The following is a 17,729-nucleotide window of genomic DNA, read 5'->3' on the forward strand; positions in this document are numbered from 1 at the left end:
TGGCGCCACTCGCCTCACGTACGACCCAGTACGCTGCGGTGCGGGCGCTCGCTCCGCCTTGCATCTGACGCAGTCCTGAACAGGCTCGGCTTCGCCGGAGACGCAAAGAGTCAAAGGCAAGCAGGAAAAGAGAATGGGTGACTCTTCGTTCCCGATAGTTTCTCTGGTGGTCTTTCTGCCGCTGGTGGGGGCGCTGGTGCTTTTGGCGCTGCGCGACGTGGAAGCCGTGCGGTGGACGGCGCTGGGTGCGACGGTCGCGGCGCTGCTGGCATCGCTTCCCCTGTGGTCGGATTTTGATCGGGGCAGCCACGCGTTCCAGTTCGTCGAACGCTACGACTGGATCCCCACGTTCAATATCGAGTACGCGGTGGGCCTGGACGGGATCAGCCTGTTGCTGGTGCTGCTGACGACTTTTCTGTCGCCGATCGTGATCCTATGCTCGTGGCGGTCCATCGAGAAACGGGTCAAAGAGTTCATGGCGTCCGTCCTGCTCATGGAGACCGCCATGCTCGGCGTGTTCGTGGCGTTGGACTTCGTCCTGTTCTACGTGTTCTGGGAGGCCATGTTGATCCCGATGTACCTCATCATCGGGGTCTGGGGCGGACCCAACCGGATCTACGCCGCGATCAAGTTTTTCCTCTACACCCTGGCCGGATCGCTCTTGCTCCTGGTCGCGATGATCGCGTTGTACTTCGCGGGCGGCCACACGTTCTCGATCCCGGCGTTGATGGGACAACCGTATTCCCCGCAATTCCAGTTCTGGGTGTTTCTGGCGTTTTTCCTGGCGTTCGCGGTGAAGGTCCCCATGTTTCCGTTCCACACCTGGTTGCCGGACGCGCACGTGGAAGCGCCCACGGCCGGGAGCGTGATCCTGGCCAGCGTGCTCCTGAAAATGGGAGGGTACGGATTCATCCGGTTCTGTTTGCCCATGTTGCCCCAGGCGTCGGCCCTGTTCACGCCCCTGATCCTGGTGCTCTCGGTGGTGGCGATCATCTATGGGGCATACATGGCGCTCGCTCAGAGCGACCTCAAGAAGCTCATCGCCTACTCCAGCGTGAGCCACATGGGGTTTGTCATGCTCGGCCTGTTTGTGTTCACGGTGCAGGGCATCGAGGGCGCGATGCTGCAAATGGTCAATCACGGAATCACCACCGGCGCCCTGTTCCTGTGCGTGGGCCTGGTCTACGATCGGACGCACAGCCGCCTGATCGCGGACTACGGCGGCCTCGCCAAGACCATGCCGATCTATGCCGCCATGCTGGTGATCTTCTCGCTGTCATCTTTGGGGTTGCCAGGGACCAATAGTTTCGTGGGAGAGTTCCTGGTGTTGTTGGGGGCGTTCATCACGTACCCCGTGTTCGCTGTGGCGGCGTCGCTCGGCATCATTCTCGCCGCCGTGTACATGTTATGGATGGTGCAGCGCGTGGCGTTCGGCGAGGTCAATCCCAAGATTGCCCGCCATCCTGATCTGAATCTGCGAGAGCTCGCGACCGTGGCCCCGCTCGCGGTGGCGGTGTTCTGGATCGGAGTCTACCCGGCGCCGTTGCTCGATGTTCTGCACGTGTCGGTGGATCACCTGCTCGAGCAGACCCGGCTGACGAGCGGCGATGTTGCGGGCTTGGGGTGGTCCGACTTGTGGGGCATGGTCCGGGCCGCTTTCGCCTCATAGCACGGTTGAGGGCATGATGGAATTTTCGTGGATGCAATTGATGGCGATCGCCCCGGAGATGGTGTTGACCGCGGGCGCGTGCGCGCTCCTGCTCTTTGATCTGGTGATCCCCAAGGAGCAGAAGGATAAGCTGGGGTACTTCGCGATCGGCGTATTGTTGATCGCCTGCTACGGGAGTTGGAAGCTCGCTGACGTGGAAACCGACGTGTTCTCCGGGATGTTCGTGCTCGACCCCTACTCCGCGTATTTCAAGGTGTTGGTCTACCTCGCCGGCGCGCTGACGATCCTGCTGTCGATGACGTACCTGGAAGTGGAGCGCATCCACTTGGGCGAGTACCACGCGTTCGTGTTGCTCGCGACCGCGGGCATGATGGTCATGGTGTCCGCGGGCGACCTGATCATGATCTATCTCGGGTTGGAGCTGCTCTCGATCTCGTTGTACACCTTGGCGGGGTTCAAACGGCACGAGAGTCGGTCGGTCGAGGCGTCGGCGAAATACCTGATCCTAGGATCGTTCTCCTCCGCCATCCTGTTGTACGGGATTTCCCTCCTGTACGGCATCGCCGGGACGACCAATCTCAAGGCGTTGGGGGCGTTTTTCGCCCAGGGCTCGTTGGACAACCCCGGTCTGTTCATGAGCATGGGGTTCCTGGTGGTGGGATTCGGATTCAAGGTGGCCGCCGTGCCCTTCCACATGTGGACGCCGGACGTCTACGAGGGGTCGCCCACCCCGGTGACGGCCTACATGTCGGTCGCACCCAAAGCCGCGAGCTTTGCGGTGTTCTTGCGGGTGTTCGCCGAATCGTTGGGCGCGCTCAAAGCGCACTGGCAACCGATCCTCATCACGCTCGCCATCGCGACCATGATCATCGGTAACGTGGTGGCCATCGTGCAAGACAACATCAAAAGGATGCTCGCGTACTCGTCGATCGCGCACGCCGGCTACGCCCTCATCGGAATCATCGTGGGCGGAAGCCTCGGCACGATGAGCCTGATGTTGTACCTGATGATCTACGCGGTGATGAATCTCGGCGCGTTCGGCGTGGTCATCCTGCTGCGCAAAGGCACGCTGCGCGGGGAGGAGATCGCGGATTTCACGGGCCTCGCCAAAACCAACCCCATCGCCGCCTTGATCATGTTGATTTTCATGTTCTCGCTCGCGGGTATTCCACCCACTGCGGGCTTCGTGGCGAAATTCTATGTGTTCATGGGCGCGGTGGAGGCGGGGATGGCGTGGCTGGCCGTCATCGGGGTCTTGTTGTCAGCCGTGTCCGCCTACTACTACCTGCGCGTGGTCATGGTCATGTACATGCGCGAGCCCGAGGGCCGGTTTGACCTGGCCACGTCCCCGGCCACGCAGTTTGCCCTGGTCGTCACCACGGTCGCCATCCTCTTCTTCGGCATTTACCCCACCCCGCTGATCGATTACACGAAGGCCGCGATCCTGCAGGCTCCGTAGGCGCCTGTCCAGGAATGGTCATCTGCGGCGTTGCCGCTGCGCTTCCGCTCCTCACGTACGCACCCAGTACGCTCCGGTGCGGTGCTCGCGGCGCCTTGCATCTGACGCATTCCTGAACAGGCGCCGCTTCGCGGTAGTGGGACATTCCTAGCGGGCTGACTGTCCGATCGCGGCCCGTGCGGCTCGATGATTCGGCTCGACCAGCAAGATTCTCTGGTAGCGCGCCAGCGCCTCGTCCCGTCTACCCATCCGCGTCAGCAGTTTGGCGGCCCGCTCGAGAAGGTCCGCGACCCACGGCTCGTCCGGGATGCCTTGCTCGTACGCGGCCAGCGCGAGATCCCACCGACCCGTCCGCTCGTAGGCGTTGCCCAGGTTGAGTCGGGCGTTGATGAAGAGCGGGCTGAGACGAACCGCCGTGGTGAACTCCGCAATCGCGCGATCCAAATCACCGAGTTGTGCGTAGGCGATGCCCAGGTAGTTGTGCGTGACGGCAAAATCAGGAGCCAGGGCGGCTGATTGCTCAAAGGCGTCTCGGGCCTTGGTCGTCTCACCGGCCTCCAACCATCGCATCCCTTGGTGGTTGCGGGCCAGCACACTGGTCGGATACCGATCGAGGGTGTGCGCCCAGAGCCGGTCGGCGTCGCGCCAGACCGACGTTCGGGCCGCGTCCACGGCGACTGCGAGGGAGGTCAACGCGGCCGTCAGCACTCCGGCGCCCACTCCGAGCGGCGGACGGCTCACCAGCGCGTGGCCGATTCTCCGGAACACTTCACCGCCTGCCCAAGCCAGTCCGATTCCGGCTAAGTACACGCGGTGGTCCTGATACAGGGTCACCCGGCTGATCAACGGCAGGGCGGCGAGGGGAAGGAGCGAGACCCAGAACCAGGCCACGCACCAGCCGATGCGGCGATCGAATCTGTACACGACGAGCGTGGCGATCGCCGCAACCAGTATCCCCCCGACGAGCACGGCGCCCTCGGTCGGTGCGATCCGCCACAGCCACCCGTGATCCACGGCCGAGCCGATTGGCACAAACCAGGACCAGAGCGAGGTGAGGAAGATCTTGATCGCGAACAGGGCGGGCTGCCAGATGCCCTCGTCGATCAGGCGTTCTGTCTGGCTGCCGGAAAGAATGAACGTGCGCCATGCGAGGTAGGCGGAGATGAGTCCCCACCAGGGGAGCGATTGGCGGATCGTTGCCGCGAAACTTCTCTCCCGATCCGACGTTGCGCGATCCCATACGATGATTAAAAGCGGGAGGACGACCGAGGTCTCCTTGGTGCCCAAGGCCAGCCCGCCCAGGATCAAACTGGCCGCAAGCCACCTGATGGCGGCGGGGCGACCGTCGCTCCATCGAGCCCACGCGGCCACGGCCCCCAGCGTGAAGAAGGTCGACAGCAGGGAAGACCTGGCGGAGACGTAATTGACGGCTTCGGCGTTGATCGGGTGCAGGGCGACGAGTCCTGCTGCGAGGACGGCACTCCACGGCTGGCCCCACAGCCGGATCGCCAGAACCGACGTGAGCAGAATCACGCTGAGGTGGATCGCGATGTTCACGGCGTGAAACCGCGCCGGGTTACGGCCCCACAATGCGACGTCCAGTCCGAAGCTCGCGGTAATCACCGGCCGGTAACTGGCTTCGAATCGCGCGCTCCAGGTTTCCGGTCGTGTAAACCACGACGGCATGGACTTGAGCGAGTCGATCGCGCGGTTGTTGACGATGGTGTGGGAGTCGTCCCACACGAAACCGTTGCGCAGCGCACCGTGGTACGCAAACACGGTTGCAAACAGGAGGACGACGAGGGCTGCGCGATGGAAGCCGGTCATCGACTCGCTCCGGTCAGGTCAGCGGGATCCCCGCGCGGCGAACCGTTTGGCGTGCGCCTGCGCTTCGGCCAACACGCGTCGTTCGATGTCCGGAGTTCGCGCAACGATGAACGGCGGGAGGCGTTCGTTGGTGGCGGGCGTGGTATGGTCGCGTTCGTCCAGGAAACGCGGCGAGAGTCCGGCGGCGGCCAACACCCCGAGCCCGCCGACGATGTCCCAGGGATTTTTCGGCGTCACGCTGACGACCGCATCGGCTTCCCCGTAGGCCACGAGGGCAAGCTTGTACGCGATGCTGCCGATGGCGGTGAGCGGAAGCTCGGGACTCCATCCCGCGAAACGATCTTTGGAGAGGTCGGTGCGGCTGACCAGGATGCGAAGACCGGTCGCGGCGGCACGCGCGCCGGGCAGGGTCCGTGTGTCGGCCGGTCGGCGGCCGGTGGTGACGGCTCCGGCCATCACGACCCCGCTGGGAGGGTGCGCGATCGCCCCGGCGACCACGCGGCGCCGCCACACCAGGCCGACCGACACCGCGTATTCGGGCAGGCCTTCGACGAACTCGCGCGTGCCGTCGATGGGGTCGACCACCCAGGTGAACGCGCCTTGCACCGAGTCCACGAGGCTTTCTTCCGACAGCCATCCGTCCTCGGGAAACCGTGCATCTTTGGCGGCGCGGATGATCCGATCCGCGGCCCGGTCGGCGTCGGTCACCCAGTCGTTCGGTCGTTTCTCTACCGCGACGAAACGGTCCCGGAGCGCCCACACGGCGCTCGCGGCATCGCGCGCCGCGGTTTCCATCGCCGCGAACCGCGTCTCGATCGCCTCCTTCCACGCGGGCGAGGCGTCATCAAGGATCGATGATTCTGGTGGACGTGCCGTCACGATCGTGGCTTGAACGGTGTTGCTCCATCATGGCATTGATCGCGCGTGAAGACAACCGCGCTCGTCTGGACGTGCTTTTAGCGCCGTGTTAGGATGGGACGCGACCCATGGTACAGAAACCGCTGCTCATCATCGCCGCCAGCGAAGTCGACTCCAACCTCTACTACGCCACCCGCTTTCTGGCGCCCGACGCGTTTGTGTTCCTCCGCGATCGCGGCCAGTCCATCATGCTCATGAGCGATCTGGAAATGGATCGAGCCAAGGCGCAGGCCCGGGTCGACACGGTCCTCTCGTATACGGCATACGAAGAGCGTGCCAAGGCCAAGTTGAGCGAGCGGCCGCGGACCGTGCACGTGGTCCACGAGCTCTTGAGTGAACGCGGGATCAAGGAACTCGATGTCCCCGCAAATTTTCCGATCGAGTACGCGGATCTGTTGCGAAGCATGGGCTACGCGATTTCGGTGCGGCCCGATCCGCTGTTTCCAGAACGTGTGCTCAAGCAGCCGCACGAGGTGGAAGCCATTTCCGCCACCCAGCGGGCGGTTGAAGAGGCCGTGGCCGCGGCGATGCAGACCCTTCGCGACGCGGACGTCCGCAACGGCGTGCTTCACGTCGGCGGCGACGTGCTCACTTCCGAACGGATCAAACAGATCATCAACGTCAAACTCATGGAGCGCGACTGCGTCGCACAGCATACCATCGTCGCGTGCGGGTTGGACGCGTGCGATCCGCACAACGAGGGGTCGGGCCCGTTGCTTGCGAACCAGCCGATTATTTTCGACGTGTTCCCGCGATCCAGCCGTAGCCGGTATTTCGCGGACATGAGCCGCACCGTGGTCAAGGGGCGCGCGAGCGACGGCATGAAGCGGTTGTACGACACCGTGCTCGACGCCCAGGAATGGGGTGCGGCGCAGGTCAGAGCGGGGGTCGACGGCCAGACGATTCACGAAGGGATCTGCGAGCGCTTCAGGAGCAACGGATACGAGACCGGTCTGAAAGACGGCCGGATGCAGGGGTTCTTTCACGGCACGGGTCACGGCGTGGGCATCGACATCCACGAAGCCCCGCGCGTGAGCAAAATCCATCACGTGTTGCAGGCGGGCGAGGTCGTCACGATCGAACCCGGTTTGTATTATCCGTCCATCGGCGCCGCGCGGATCGAGGACATGGTGTTGGTCACCGCGGACGGCGGTATCAATCTCACGCGCTTCCCCAAAGAGCTCGAACTGTAGAGCCTGTTCATGAGTGGCCGTCTGCGGCGTTGTCGCTGCGCATCCGGTGCTCACGTACGCACACAGTACGCTCCGCTCCGGTGCTCGCTCCGCCTTGCATCCGACGCACTCCTGAACAGGCGCCAGCCGACTAGTCGGCTGGTAAGGGCGTGACGACGTGGCGGGTTTGCGTTCTGAAAAAACTGTGGCCGAGTCGGCGTCGGAAATGGTTCAGGTCGTATTGCCCAACGACACTAACCCCTTGGGCAACGTCCTGGGAGGCCGGGTGATGCACTGGATCGACCTGGTGGGGGCGATCGTGGCCTATCGTCACTGCCACGGTCCGATCGTGACGGCGTCGATCGACCGTCTGGATTTCCGGCATCCCATCAAGCTGGGAGAAATCGCGCTCCTGAAGGCGCGCTTGATCTACGTCGGGCGAACGTCGATGGAGGTCGTCGTGGACGTGTACGTGGACGATCCGCCGAGCGGGACGCGCAAACAGACCAGCACCGCGCGCGTCACCTACGTGGCCATCGACAAGAAGGGCCAACCCGTCCAGGTGCCGGGTTTGCGCCTGACGTCGGACGAGGAACGTCGTCTGTTCGAGGAGGCGTTGGCTCGACGCCGAGCCGAGGGGCGGGCCTAAAGAGCGTGGGGTTCCGTTTTTGGGATTCTCGGCTATCCTGTCTGCGATAACTCCATGCGCGCCACCGTCCAGGTTCAGAAGTTCAATCCCGAAACCGACGCCGCGCCCCGGCTGCGCGAGTATCAGCTCGACGTGGCGTGGCGCGGGAACACGGTCCTCGACGCCCTATTTCAAATCAAACACGAGCTGGATGGCTCGTTGACGTTCCGCGCCTCCTGCCGGAGCGCCATCTGCGGATCGTGTCCGATGGTCATCAACGGCCGCGAGCGGCTCGCTTGCCAGACGCTGGTGGCAGACGAGATCGACCGCTGCGGGCGGATCGAGGTGCGGCCGTTGCGGCAGATGCGGGTGATCAAAGACTTGGCCGTGGAGCTCGATCCCTTCTGGGGCAAGGTCCGCGCGATCACCCCGTACCTAACCCCGAAACCGAACCGTGACGCCGTGGCGCTCCCTCAAGATGTCGAGGGCGGGTTCCACAACGTGGACGCCTGCATCATGTGCGGAGCGTGCGTGTCGGCCTGTTCGAGTCTGGAGGTCTCGCCGGGCTTTCTCGGGCCGGCCGCGCTGGCCAAGGCGTACCGGTTCGTCGCCGATCCTCGCGAGGGCCGGACGCGCGACCGACTGGAGTCGCTGGGCGGCGAACATGGGATCTGGGATTGCGTGCGCTGCAATTTCTGCGTGGAGGTCTGCCCCAAGGACGTCAAACCCATGGAAGCGATCATTCGGCTACGCCGCGAGGCCCTGCGAGAGGGACTGACGGACCACCCCGGCGCCAGGCACATCACCACGTTCATGGCGATCGTGCGACGCGAGGGCCGACTCAACGAGGCACGGATGCCGGTGGCCATGGTGTGGCCGAACCTGCGGCGGATGCTCGCCATCGTTCCGCTCGGGATCAGAATGTTTCTGAAAGGCAAAGTTCCGGCGTGGTTTCACCGGCCGATCCCGGGCATCCGGGAGATCCGCCGCCTGTTCGATGCCAGGGAGACCTCCAAATGAAGTACGCATTCTACACAGGCTGCGCCGCCAAAGGCGCTTGCCCCGAGCTCTATCAGTCGGCCGTCAAAGTGGCCAAGCTGCTGGGCATCGAACTGGACGAAATGACCAGCGCGGCGTGCTGCGGAGCGGGCGTCGTTCGAGAGGGGGACGCCGACCTGAGCCTGGCCATCAATGCCCGGACGTTCGCGCAGGCGGAAGCCAAGGGGCTGCCGGTCTTGACCATCTGCGGCACCTGCCAGGGCGTGTTGGCGAATGCGAATAAGACGCTCAAGGAGGACCCTGCGGCGCGCGATCGGGTCAATGCAATGCTGGCGCCCGACGGGATCGCGTACCGCGGCACCGTCGACGTCAAACACTTCCTGTGGGTGTTGATTCAAGACGTGGGGCTGTCGAAGCTGCGTCAAGCGGTCAAACGTTCGTTGGCCGGGCTGCGCGTGGCCCCGTTTTACGGCTGTTATATCCTGCGCCCGTCCAAGGATTTGGGGCTCGACGATCCGAACAACCCCACGTCGCTGGAGGAGTTGATCACCGCGTTGGGTGGGGAGCGCATCGACTACAGCGGCCGGATCAAATGTTGCGGATTTCCGCTGGTCTTGGAGAATGAACCAATGGCGCTGGCCATGGGCGGAAACGCGACCGCCGAGGCCAAAGGCGAGGGCGCCGACTGTATGGTGACCCCGTGTCCGTTGTGCCACATGAGTTTGGATATTTACCAGGAACGCGCCGGTCGCCAGCGCGGCGAGCGTTTGGACATGCCGGTGTTTCACCTTCCGCAACTGGTCGGCCTTGCCCTCGGTCTCTCGGAGCAGGACCTCGGATTGTCGCGCCACATGGTTCCGGTGACGAAGGCGATGGGTAAAATCGCGTCGCCGACCTCGTAATCGACCGGGCATAGGGCGACTGCCGGGTCGCCCAGCTTCCCTTGCAGAAGGCCGCGCAAGTGGGCTAAGATGCGGCTCTTAGCTTCAGAGGGTTCGCCACGTCCATAGTTAGGGAGCGGGGGATGGGACGGCGCAAGATCAGTGTGATCGGGGCCGGCAACGTCGGCGGCACCACGGCCCAGCGGTTGGCGGAGCGGAACCTCGGGGACGTCGTGTTGTTGGACATCAACGAGGGACTCGCCAGGGGCAAGGCGCTCGACATCATGGAATCGGCGCCGCTCGAAGGATTCGACACCCGGGTCACGGGCACCGCGAACTACGAGGACACGGCAGAATCGGACCTGGTCGTGGTCTCGTCCGGCGTTCCCCGCAAACCAGGGATGAGTCGCGACGACCTGCTCAGGATCAACGCCGAAATCGTGCAGACCGTGGTCCGGGAGGTGGCGAAACGCTCTCCCCGGGCGATTCTGCTCATCGTCTCCAATCCGCTCGACGCCATGACCTACGTGGCGTATCGAGAAAGCGGGTTTCCGAAGGAACGGGTGATGGGGATGGCGGGGGCGTTGGATGCGGCGCGGCTGCGGACGTTTATCGCCATGGAGTTGGGCGTGTCCGTGGCCAACGTCCACGCGTTGGTTCTCGGTGGACACGGCGACACCATGGTGCCGCTCATGCGGTACACCACGGTCAACGGGATCCCGGTGGATCAACTGATCCCGGCCGACCGGCTGGACGCGTTGGTCAAGCGAACGAGGGAAGGCGGGGCGGAGATCGTCAATCTGCTCAAGACGGGCAGTGCGTTCTACGCCCCGTCGGCAGCGGCGGTGGAGATGGCGGAGGCGGTGTTGGCCGATCGGCATACCGTGATTCCCAGCGCCGTGTATTGCATGGGTGAATACGGAATCCAGGGGCTCTTCGTGGGCGTTCCCGCTCGACTCGGTGCACGTGGTGTCGAGTCGATCGTCGAAGTGGATCTCTCGGCTTCGGAGCGGTCGCAGTTGGAACGGTCCGCCGCGGCGGTCCGCGAACTCTGCGATAAAGTTGACGCCGCCCGAAAATAAGAAAAAGTCCGTCCCAGTGTCAGTCACAACGATTCTCCTCGAAGGCGTCCCACCCGACGGCACTCTCGATCTCGCGGCGTATGAAAGGGCCGGTGGCTACGAGGCGCTCCGGAAGGTGGTCGCGGGGTTGGCCCCGGAAGACATCGTTGAGGAGATCAAGCGCTCGAATCTTCGGGGCCGCGGCGGAGCGGGGTTCCCGACCGGCAAGAAGTGGGAAATGGCGCTTGCGAAGCGCGGCCGGGTCAAATACGTGTGCTGCAACGCCTCCGAAGGCGAACCCGGAACGCTGAAAGATCGCCACCTCATTCGGGCCAATCCCCACCTACTGATCGAGGGCGTCATCATCGCCGCGTACACCGTGGGCGCGGATGAGGCGTACATCTTCCTGAAGGACAAATTTCACGAAGAGCATCGGATCCTAGCCGGCGCTCTGGACGCGGCGCGAAATAAGGGATACTGGGGATCGTCGGTGCTCGGCTCGTCTTTTGGGGTGACGGTGCACCTCTTCCGCGGTCCAGACGCCTACATCGCGGGCGAAGAAACCGCGATGCTGGAGTCGATCGAGGGCAAGACGCCCCGACCGCGGCAGAAGCCGCCGTATTATCCGATCCAATACGGGCTGTTCGGCCTGCCCACGCTGGTCAACAACGCCGAGACCCTCGCCAACGTTCCCAAGATCGTGCTGCGGGGCGGCGCGTGGTTCGCGGCCGTGGGTTCCCCGACCAGCCCAGGCACCATGCTCTTCAGCCTCACCGGTTCCGTGGTGCGACCCGGCGTGTACGAACTCCCTCTGGGAACACCGCTGCGCTCGCTCATCTACGAGACCGGAGGGGGGATCCCCGAGGGCCGTGCGCTGAAGGCGGTCTTCCCCGGGGGGCCATCGCAGACCGTCCTGACGGCGAAAGACCTCGATGTTCCCCTTGATTTCGATTCGCTCAAGCGGATCGGGTCGGGATTGGGAACAGCCGGGGTGATGGTGTACGACGACCACACGTGCCTGATCCGCGTGGCGATCGAGTTCGCGCGGTTCTACCAGGAAGGATCGTGCCGGCAGTGCCCGCCGTGCGAGCTGGGCACGCAAAACATCGCCGACCTGCTGGCCAAGGTCGAGAACGGGGAAGCGGCTCCCAAGGACCTGGACTTTTTGGTCCAGGTGTTCGGGTTGGTGAGGGGGCGAGGATATTGCGACCTCGTGAGCAGCGCGGTGCGATCAGCCGAGGGCACCCTCAGGCTTTTTCGCGACGAATACGACGCGCATATCGCTGGTCACGGCTGTCCGTTCCCCCAAGCCGTACCGCGTCCAAAGGCCCTATGACCCCGCGTTTTGTTGCCCGGATGGCCTAGGACTCCGCGCTCATTGACAAGGTTTCCAGCCCGATGCTACGATACCAACACTTTTCAAGTATTTTTGCAGCGGTTTCAATCACATCGGCGAAGACAACGAGGGCGACTCATGTTGGTTATCACGGAGAAGGCGAGTGCCAAAATCAAGACGCTACTGGCTGACGAAAACAAGCCCCACCACGGTCTGCGGGTGTATGTCTCGGGTGGGGGGTGCCAGGGATTCCAGTACGGAATGACGTTCGAAGAGCACGCGAATCCCGACGACACGATCGTCGAGGCGCATGGCGTCAAGGTATTCATTGACGCGCAGAGCGCGCCGATGCTCACCGGCGCGGAGGTCGACTACGTCGACAGCCTGCAGGGATCAGGGTTTGCGATCAAGAATCCGCAGGCCAAGTCTTCCTGCGGGTGCGGAAGTTCGTTCAACGCGTAACGGCCAGGCCACGTGGCGAGCGCTCGTTATCAACCGGAATGGGACAATGCGGAGCGCGCGCTGGCGGATCGCCCGCGGCTGGACGCGGATGAATTCTGCACCGCGGCGTGGCGCGAGTGGTTGACGGCGATGGTCGTAGTCGAGATGGCGCGGTCCGAAACGCGCGTTTCGTGGCACTAGTCGGGACGTGGCGCATCCAGTGACGGAGCTCCTGGCGGTAACGGACGTGTTGGGCCGGCGGGACGACAACAGAAGGAGGAAGGCGTATGTCGGTCAGGATCACTGAGGAATGTATTTCATGCGGGGCCTGCCTGCCGGAGTGCCCGAATGAAGCGATTTTTGACAGCCGGGCGGCGGCTGAGGCCGCCGGGTGGCACGTTTCCGAGGGAGACGGAATGGCCGACGGCCTGTACGTGATCACCTATGATCGGTGCACCGAATGTGTGGGCCACTATGACGCGCCGCAGTGCGCGGCCGTGTGCCCGGTGCCGGATTGCTGCGTGTCGGATCCCCAGCATCCCGAGACCAAAGACGTGTTGCTCGAGAAAGCGCGACGACTCAATCCCGACAAGGAGATCGACCCGAACAAGGTCTGGTCCGGCGTGCGCGGTTAATCAAACCCGCGAAATGAGACACGAGAGGCTGGGCGGGCGAACCCCGTCCAGCCTCTCGTCTTTTGCGTCGACACAGGATCGAACGCATGGAGGCCTTTTCTCGCGACGAGGTGGAATTCCTCAAACAGGAGGGCCCGTTTGCCTGGAAAGAACGTCTGACCCAGCGAATCAAGACCGCGCTGGAGGCTCTCCACGACGCGCTGGCCGCACGGCTCACCCCGGACGCTCTGCTCGCTCCCGAGGAGATGGACTGGACGAGGTGGCAGCTCGTTCGCGGCGAACGGTTCGGCGACCGACCCTACGCCTACGTCGACTTCCCGCAGCATTTTTTCCGAGACGAGAAGTTTACCTACCGGTCGATGTTCTGGTGGGGGGAAGGGTTGTTTTTCGCACTGATCCTGGAAGGGAACCTGCTCGATCGGTATCGGGCCAATCTCGACAAGTCGTACGCAGCCGTGGCGGACCAGGAGTTGTCCTTATCGCTGGCCCAAACTCCCTGGGTGTGGCGCGCTGCAGGACCCAGCGTCCTTGCGATTCAGACGGACAACCGGGACTCGGTGATATCAGCCGCGCGAAACCGAACGGTGCTCAAACTGCAGCGCTGGGTGTCGCTCAATCGGCTGATCGAGCCCGACATGATCGTGCGTGAAGGCGTGGAAACGTTCAGCCGGCTGTTGCCGGTGATTGCCAGGAACTCCTGAGAGCAAGCGACAGCGAGCCCGGCCAGGAATGCGTCAGATGCAAGGCGCCGCGAGCACCGGACGGAGTACTCCCAATGGGCTTTTACGTGAGAACGCGGTTTGTGCGTGGCGAAGCAACCGGATGCACAGCGGCAACGCCGCAGATGGCCATTCCTGGCCGGGCTAAAACTGGTTTTTGAAGTAGACCAGGAGGTCGCGCACTGACAGGACACCCACCATCTTGCCCTCTTCGGTGATCACGAGGTGACGGATGGCGCGTTCGCTCATCAAGGCGTTGGCTTCAACCGCGCCCTTCTTGATGTCCAAGGTAATGATTGGGCTGCTCATGACGCGGTGAACGGGCGAGTGGTCGACATCGAGGCCTTCGGCGACCCCTCGGCGGACCACGTCGGTCTCGCTGACGATTCCGATGTACTCTCCGTGCGACTCGACCAGCAGCGACCCCACGCCTTTCTCGCGCATCAGACGGGCGGCGTCGCGCACCGACGCGTCGCGATCGATGGCCTTGATGTCGCGGTTCATGAGGACGGCGAGTGGGAGCATACCGGCGTTTGCTCGGGGAGTGACGGCATCCGAGCACTCGACGGCGGGATTATACAGAGGTCGAAAGAAAGGGGTCAAGCCGCGAGCGGTGCGCTGGCGCCGGTTGACAGGCGTGAGACCGAGCCGCTATCCTCACGCGACCGAGGTCACTCATCGTGGTCCAACTCGACGTTCCAATACAGGTAGTCTTTCCAGACCGATGGAGTATGAGACAGGCCGATGGTCATGGCCAGCGCCGGATTCCAGGCGGGTCTGACCGGCGCCTTGATCAGCTTCATCCGAGCCTCGCCCGGCGTGCGGCCGCTCTTGTGGTTGTTGCAGCGCCAGCACGCGGTGACGATGTTCTCCCAGCTCTTTCGTCCGCCCCGCGCAATGGGTACGACGTGGTCGAACGTGAGATCCTCGGTCCGAAAGCGTTTGCCGCAATACTGGCACTGGTAGTGGTCGCGGATGAAAATATTCGCGCGCGAGAACTTGACGCCGCGGCGAGTGGGTTCGATCCGGACCAGTTTGAGCAGGCGGAGCACCGCAGGCAACGGAAACGTGGTGGACACCCCGCGAATGCGCCGATCGTAGACTTCGAGGACCTCCACCTTTTCCTGCCACAACAGCGTGATAGCCTTCTGCCAGTGGATGATCCGAAGGGGTTCGTACGTGGAGTTCAGCAGCAGGGCTTGATCCATCAGCGCAGCTCGTTCCCGGTGCGTAAAATCCAGTTTATCAACTTTGGGTGCGAGGCGCAACGAGCCTGCGGCCGGGCTCCGGTCCCGTCGTGATCCGGCCCTACCGAGACAAAACGCCAGTGATCGACCCCTCGGTCTACGTTGACCCGGGAGCCCAGATCGTCGGGGACGTGGTGATCGGCGCGCACTCGAGCGTGTGGTGTAACGCCGTGGTGCGCGGCGACGTGAACGTGATCCGTATCGGCGCCCGGACCAACATCCAAGACCTCGCCATGCTCCACGTCACCCGGCGGACAGCGCCGTTGCACGTGGGAGACGAAGTCACGATCGGGCACGCGGCCATCCTTCACGGCTGCACGGTCAAGAATCGATGTCTGATCGGAATGGGCGCCATTATCATGGACGGGGCCGTCATTGGCGAGGAATCGATCGTGGGGGCCGGAGCGCTGGTGACCGAGGGAACCGTGATCCCCCCGCGAAGCCTGGCGGTTGGGGCCCCGGCCGCGGTGCGACGCGCGTTGCGTGCGGAGGAGATCGCGTTCTTGGCGGAAAGCGCCGCGAATTACGTCAGCGACGCGGCCGACTATCGAGCCGATCCGTCGAACAACCAGCGATAGACTGCGTCGTGGATCGCGGGGCGGAACGCGGCGATGCTCTGGTTGTCGCGGGTCGGGTGGACGCGATTGGTGAGCAGGATCACCGTCAGGTCGCGGTCGGGATCGACCCAGACCGAGGTGCCGGTAAACCCGAGGTGACCGTAGGCGCGCTGGGAAAAGAACCGGCCCGACGTTGACGGCGGCGTCGGCACGGTCCACCCGAGCGTCCAGCCGCCTTGTCCCAGATCGGACTGGCGGGTCAAGAATTGGGTCGTCAGATCGGCCGGCCATAACGCGGAGCGACCGAGCGTCGCCTCCCGCCACGCTCGAACCAAGCCCCGCACCCCCAGCGCATCGCCGAACAGTCCGGCGTGGCCTGCCACGCCGCCCATGGCATAGGCGTTTTCATCGTGGACCTCGCCCCGCAACACCCGACCTCGCCACGGGCAGCGTTCGGTGGCGGCCACGCGGCGCCCGGTCGACCATTCACGCTGCTTCGGGTCTTGGACCGGAAGGTATCCCACTGACGACAGGCCGAGCGGCGTCAACAGGCGCTGGTGGGCCAACTCATCCAATGGGTGGCTCCCGCTCTGCTCCGCGACGGCGCCCAGCAAGATGAATCCCAGATCGCTATAACGACTTTCGGCGCCCGGTTCGCTCAGGAGAGGCTCCTGTACAACGGTCGTCACGATGTGACGCTTGCCCTCCGGGGTGGCCACGAGCGCAGGTTCCAGGTCCTGATACAGAGGGCGCCAGGCGGGCAATCCGGCGGTATGGGTCAACAGGTGCCGCAACGTGACGCGAGCCTTGGCGCCCTCCGCCCAGCCGGGGAGGTGGGTGGCCACCCTGTCGTCGAGCGAGAGCCGGCGTTCCGCGACCAGCGACAAGGTGAGGGCGGCGGTGACCAGCGGTTTGGTGAGGGACGCGAGGTCAAACACCGTGTCAGGGGTCATCGGTTCCGCCACCGGGTCCGCGGCGGCGGAACCGTAGGCGTCGAAAAACACGATCTCTCTCGCCACGTCCACCAGGAGCACGCCGCCGGGAAACACGGCGTTGGAGACGGCATCCGTCATGGCGGCATGAAGGGGATGAGGCACGGCGGACATTATACTCCGATCGTGGTGTGAAGCGGCCCGCACCCGTGGTTCTGTCCAGCGCCCTTGTGCTATGATAGCGGCGTGTTTCGCCTGAGCAAATCGCCGTCTTTACCGTCGCAAACCCTTCAAACCGCGCAGGCGAGCGCCGAGAAAATCCACCCATTGACCGACGGCGCGATCGCCGCCCTGGTGACGTTGTTGGAACGCGAATCCAAACGGGAGAACGTGGCCATCATCCGCTGTCGTCTGGAAGAACTGGGAGCCCTGGCGTTGCCGTGGCTGGACGCTGCGGCTGCGGAACGAGACACTCGGGACGGAGCCGCCGCAGCGTTGGCCACCCATATCCGTCGCCAAGCCCTCGACGCGGAGTGGAGCCGCTGGGCGGGCGCCCTCGACGCGGATCTCGAGGGCGGCGCGTTGTTGATCGATCGGTTCGGCGACCCCTTGCGCGATCCGTCGGAGGTCTCGCACCGCTTGGACCAGTTGGCCGACCGGCTGGGCCGCCAGCTGACCGGGGCGTCGGATGTCGAAGAGAAACTCACGCGGCTCAGGGCCTTCCTCTTTTCGCAGGTGGGATTTCGCGGCAACACTGCGTCGTATGACGACCCCCGGAACAGCTACCTGTCGGATGTCCTGGCTCGTCGACGGGGTATTCCGGTCTCGTTGTCGGTCGTGGTGATGCTGCTGGCGCGGCGGCTCAACCTGCCCATCGTGGGGGTTGGCATGCCCGGCCACTTCCTCGTCCGATACGGAACCCAGCCGTCCGGGCCCTACCTGGACGCGTTCGGAGGCGGGCGGGTGTTGACGCGTGAAGACTGCGCGGCGTGGTTGCGTGCGTCGGGGTTGACCTTCGATCCCCGCATGCTGCGCCCGGTGGGCCCCCGCTACATCGTCGCGCGCATGCTTCGCAACCTGGTGGCGGTCTTCACCAAACGAGGAGCCTCGACCGAAGCACAACTGTTGACCGGATATCTCAAGCGCGTCGTCGGCGTGTCCGAATCCGGCGCCGCGGGCGTGGCTGGGGTCAAACTTCCGGACGCTGACGGTCCGGCGTAACGCGAACCCCATGCGTTCGAGCGCTCC

19 protein-coding genes are annotated in these 17,729 nt (G+C 64.0%); 14 read left to right on the forward strand and 5 right to left on the reverse strand.

Translation table 11 applies throughout. The features are described from left to right. The first annotated feature begins 133 nt into the window (after positions 1 to 133). Both AB1451_07295 and AB1451_07300 read left to right on the forward strand, forming a co-directional pair. Positions 134 to 1,669 (forward strand): NADH-quinone oxidoreductase subunit M, encoded by a 1,536-nt coding sequence (locus tag AB1451_07295; GenBank protein ID MEW6682715.1) that lies wholly within the window; start codon positions 134 to 136, stop codon positions 1,667 to 1,669. Positions 1,670 to 1,685: 16 nt separating this feature from the next. After that, the gene (locus AB1451_07300; GenBank protein ID MEW6682716.1) at positions 1,686 to 3,128 is read left to right on the forward strand and encodes an NADH-quinone oxidoreductase subunit N; all 1,443 of its coding nucleotides are present in this window, start codon (positions 1,686 to 1,688) and stop codon (positions 3,126 to 3,128) included. Between the two features lie 147 nt (positions 3,129 to 3,275). Here the strand turns inward: AB1451_07300 and AB1451_07305 are convergent, their stop codons facing one another. After that, on the reverse strand, positions 3,276 to 4,955 hold the full coding sequence (locus AB1451_07305) for a tetratricopeptide repeat protein (protein MEW6682717.1): 1,680 nt from the start codon (positions 4,953 to 4,955) through the stop codon (positions 3,276 to 3,278). A gap of 18 nt (positions 4,956 to 4,973) precedes the next feature. Then, on the reverse strand, positions 4,974 to 5,834 hold the full coding sequence (locus tag AB1451_07310; GenBank protein ID MEW6682718.1) for an inositol monophosphatase family protein: 861 nt from the start codon (positions 5,832 to 5,834) through the stop codon (positions 4,974 to 4,976). A 107-nt stretch (positions 5,835 to 5,941) separates the two neighbouring features. Here AB1451_07310 and AB1451_07315 point away from each other — a divergent pair, with 107 nt between their 5' ends. The 10 genes from AB1451_07315 to AB1451_07360 all read left to right on the forward strand — a co-directional run bounded on the left by AB1451_07315 (position 5,942) and on the right by AB1451_07360 (position 13,727). Next, entirely contained in the window at positions 5,942 to 7,066 is a 1,125-nt protein-coding gene (locus AB1451_07315; GenBank protein ID MEW6682719.1) for a Xaa-Pro peptidase family protein, read from the forward strand. A gap of 205 nt (positions 7,067 to 7,271) precedes the next feature. Continuing rightward, positions 7,272 to 7,694 (forward strand): acyl-CoA thioesterase, encoded by a 423-nt coding sequence (locus tag AB1451_07320; protein MEW6682720.1) that lies wholly within the window; start codon positions 7,272 to 7,274, stop codon positions 7,692 to 7,694. A gap of 54 nt (positions 7,695 to 7,748) precedes the next feature. Beyond that, on the forward strand, positions 7,749 to 8,693 hold the full coding sequence (sdhB, locus tag AB1451_07325) for a succinate dehydrogenase iron-sulfur subunit (protein ID MEW6682721.1): 945 nt from the start codon (positions 7,749 to 7,751) through the stop codon (positions 8,691 to 8,693). Beyond that, a complete protein-coding gene (locus AB1451_07330; protein ID MEW6682722.1) occupies positions 8,690 to 9,574 on the forward strand; it encodes a CoB--CoM heterodisulfide reductase iron-sulfur subunit B family protein in 885 nt (294 codons plus the stop codon). Before sdhB ends, AB1451_07330 begins: the two co-directional genes overlap by 4 nt. Before the next feature lie 122 nt (positions 9,575 to 9,696). Beyond that, positions 9,697 to 10,635, forward strand: a complete 939-nt coding sequence (gene mdh / locus AB1451_07335) for a malate dehydrogenase (protein ID MEW6682723.1) — start codon at positions 9,697 to 9,699, stop codon at positions 10,633 to 10,635. Positions 10,636 to 10,651: 16 nt separating this feature from the next. Then, the gene (locus AB1451_07340; GenBank protein MEW6682724.1) at positions 10,652 to 11,950 is read left to right on the forward strand and encodes an NADH-ubiquinone oxidoreductase-F iron-sulfur binding region domain-containing protein; all 1,299 of its coding nucleotides are present in this window, start codon (positions 10,652 to 10,654) and stop codon (positions 11,948 to 11,950) included. Between the two features lie 138 nt (positions 11,951 to 12,088). Further along, positions 12,089 to 12,412, forward strand: a complete 324-nt coding sequence (gene erpA / locus AB1451_07345; protein ID MEW6682725.1) for an iron-sulfur cluster insertion protein ErpA — start codon at positions 12,089 to 12,091, stop codon at positions 12,410 to 12,412. Between the two features lie 12 nt (positions 12,413 to 12,424). Beyond that, a complete protein-coding gene (locus AB1451_07350) occupies positions 12,425 to 12,592 on the forward strand; it encodes a hypothetical protein (protein MEW6682726.1) in 168 nt (55 codons plus the stop codon). A gap of 86 nt (positions 12,593 to 12,678) precedes the next feature. Next, positions 12,679 to 13,026, forward strand: coding sequence for a YfhL family 4Fe-4S dicluster ferredoxin (locus tag AB1451_07355; protein ID MEW6682727.1), 348 nt, complete (start codon positions 12,679 to 12,681; stop codon positions 13,024 to 13,026). An 86-nt stretch (positions 13,027 to 13,112) separates the two neighbouring features. Further along, a complete protein-coding gene (locus tag AB1451_07360; protein MEW6682728.1) occupies positions 13,113 to 13,727 on the forward strand; it encodes a hypothetical protein in 615 nt (204 codons plus the stop codon). 162 nt (positions 13,728 to 13,889) lie between these two features. Here AB1451_07360 and AB1451_07365 read toward each other — a convergent pair whose 3' ends face one another. Both AB1451_07365 and AB1451_07370 read right to left on the reverse strand, forming a co-directional pair. Beyond that, positions 13,890 to 14,270 carry a CBS domain-containing protein gene (locus tag AB1451_07365; GenBank protein ID MEW6682729.1) on the reverse strand — a complete coding sequence of 127 codons (381 nt, stop codon included), beginning with the start codon at positions 14,268 to 14,270 and terminating at the stop codon, positions 13,890 to 13,892. Positions 14,271 to 14,416: 146 nt separating this feature from the next. Further along, positions 14,417 to 14,953: an HNH endonuclease gene (locus tag AB1451_07370; protein ID MEW6682730.1), complete on the reverse strand. Its 537-nt coding sequence runs from the start codon at positions 14,951 to 14,953 to the stop codon at positions 14,417 to 14,419. Positions 14,954 to 15,042: 89 nt separating this feature from the next. Here AB1451_07370 and AB1451_07375 point away from each other — a divergent pair, with 89 nt between their 5' ends. Then, positions 15,043 to 15,570, forward strand: coding sequence for a gamma carbonic anhydrase family protein (locus AB1451_07375; GenBank protein MEW6682731.1), 528 nt, complete (start codon positions 15,043 to 15,045; stop codon positions 15,568 to 15,570). On the opposite strand, the gene AB1451_07380 is transcribed toward AB1451_07375, so the two are convergent. Further along, the gene (locus AB1451_07380) at positions 15,537 to 16,655 is read right to left on the reverse strand and encodes a serine hydrolase domain-containing protein (GenBank protein ID MEW6682732.1); all 1,119 of its coding nucleotides are present in this window, start codon (positions 16,653 to 16,655) and stop codon (positions 15,537 to 15,539) included. The genes AB1451_07375 and AB1451_07380 overlap by 34 nt on opposite strands. 72 nt (positions 16,656 to 16,727) lie before the next feature. On the opposite strand from AB1451_07380, the gene AB1451_07385 reads away from it, so the two are divergent. Beyond that, positions 16,728 to 17,702, forward strand: coding sequence for a transglutaminase-like domain-containing protein (locus tag AB1451_07385; protein ID MEW6682733.1), 975 nt, complete (start codon positions 16,728 to 16,730; stop codon positions 17,700 to 17,702). Positions 17,703 to 17,729: the final 27 nt, after the last annotated feature.

The organism is Nitrospirota bacterium (assembly GCA_040757335.1).
Taxonomy (GTDB): domain Bacteria; phylum Nitrospirota; class Nitrospiria; order 2-01-FULL-66-17; family 2-01-FULL-66-17; genus JBFLXB01.

Excerpts from the sequence above, each read along its gene's own strand:
- AB1451_07320 (MEW6682720.1), top strand. The coding sequence starts at position 7,272 with ATGGTTCAGGTCGTATTGCCCAACGACACTAACCCCTTGGGCAACGTC.
- sdhB (MEW6682721.1), top strand. The coding sequence starts at position 7,749 with ATGCGCGCCACCGTCCAGGTTCAGAAGTTCAATCCCGAAACCGACGCC.
- AB1451_07300 (MEW6682716.1), top strand. The coding sequence starts at position 1,686 with ATGGAATTTTCGTGGATGCAATTGATGGCGATCGCCCCGGAGATGGTG.
- AB1451_07380 (MEW6682732.1), bottom strand. The coding sequence starts at position 16,655 with ATGTCCGCCGTGCCTCATCCCCTTCATGCCGCCATGACGGATGCCGTC.
- AB1451_07330 (MEW6682722.1), top strand. The coding sequence starts at position 8,690 with ATGAAGTACGCATTCTACACAGGCTGCGCCGCCAAAGGCGCTTGCCCC.
- AB1451_07355 (MEW6682727.1), top strand. The coding sequence starts at position 12,679 with ATGTCGGTCAGGATCACTGAGGAATGTATTTCATGCGGGGCCTGCCTG.
- AB1451_07360 (MEW6682728.1), top strand. The coding sequence starts at position 13,113 with ATGGAGGCCTTTTCTCGCGACGAGGTGGAATTCCTCAAACAGGAGGGC.
- AB1451_07295 (MEW6682715.1), top strand. The coding sequence starts at position 134 with ATGGGTGACTCTTCGTTCCCGATAGTTTCTCTGGTGGTCTTTCTGCCG.
- AB1451_07305 (MEW6682717.1), bottom strand. The coding sequence starts at position 4,955 with ATGACCGGCTTCCATCGCGCAGCCCTCGTCGTCCTCCTGTTTGCAACC.
- mdh (MEW6682723.1), top strand. The coding sequence starts at position 9,697 with ATGGGACGGCGCAAGATCAGTGTGATCGGGGCCGGCAACGTCGGCGGC.
- AB1451_07370 (MEW6682730.1), bottom strand. The coding sequence starts at position 14,953 with ATGGATCAAGCCCTGCTGCTGAACTCCACGTACGAACCCCTTCGGATC.
- AB1451_07365 (MEW6682729.1), bottom strand. The coding sequence starts at position 14,270 with ATGCTCCCACTCGCCGTCCTCATGAACCGCGACATCAAGGCCATCGAT.
- erpA (MEW6682725.1), top strand. The coding sequence starts at position 12,089 with ATGTTGGTTATCACGGAGAAGGCGAGTGCCAAAATCAAGACGCTACTG.
- AB1451_07315 (MEW6682719.1), top strand. The coding sequence starts at position 5,942 with ATGGTACAGAAACCGCTGCTCATCATCGCCGCCAGCGAAGTCGACTCC.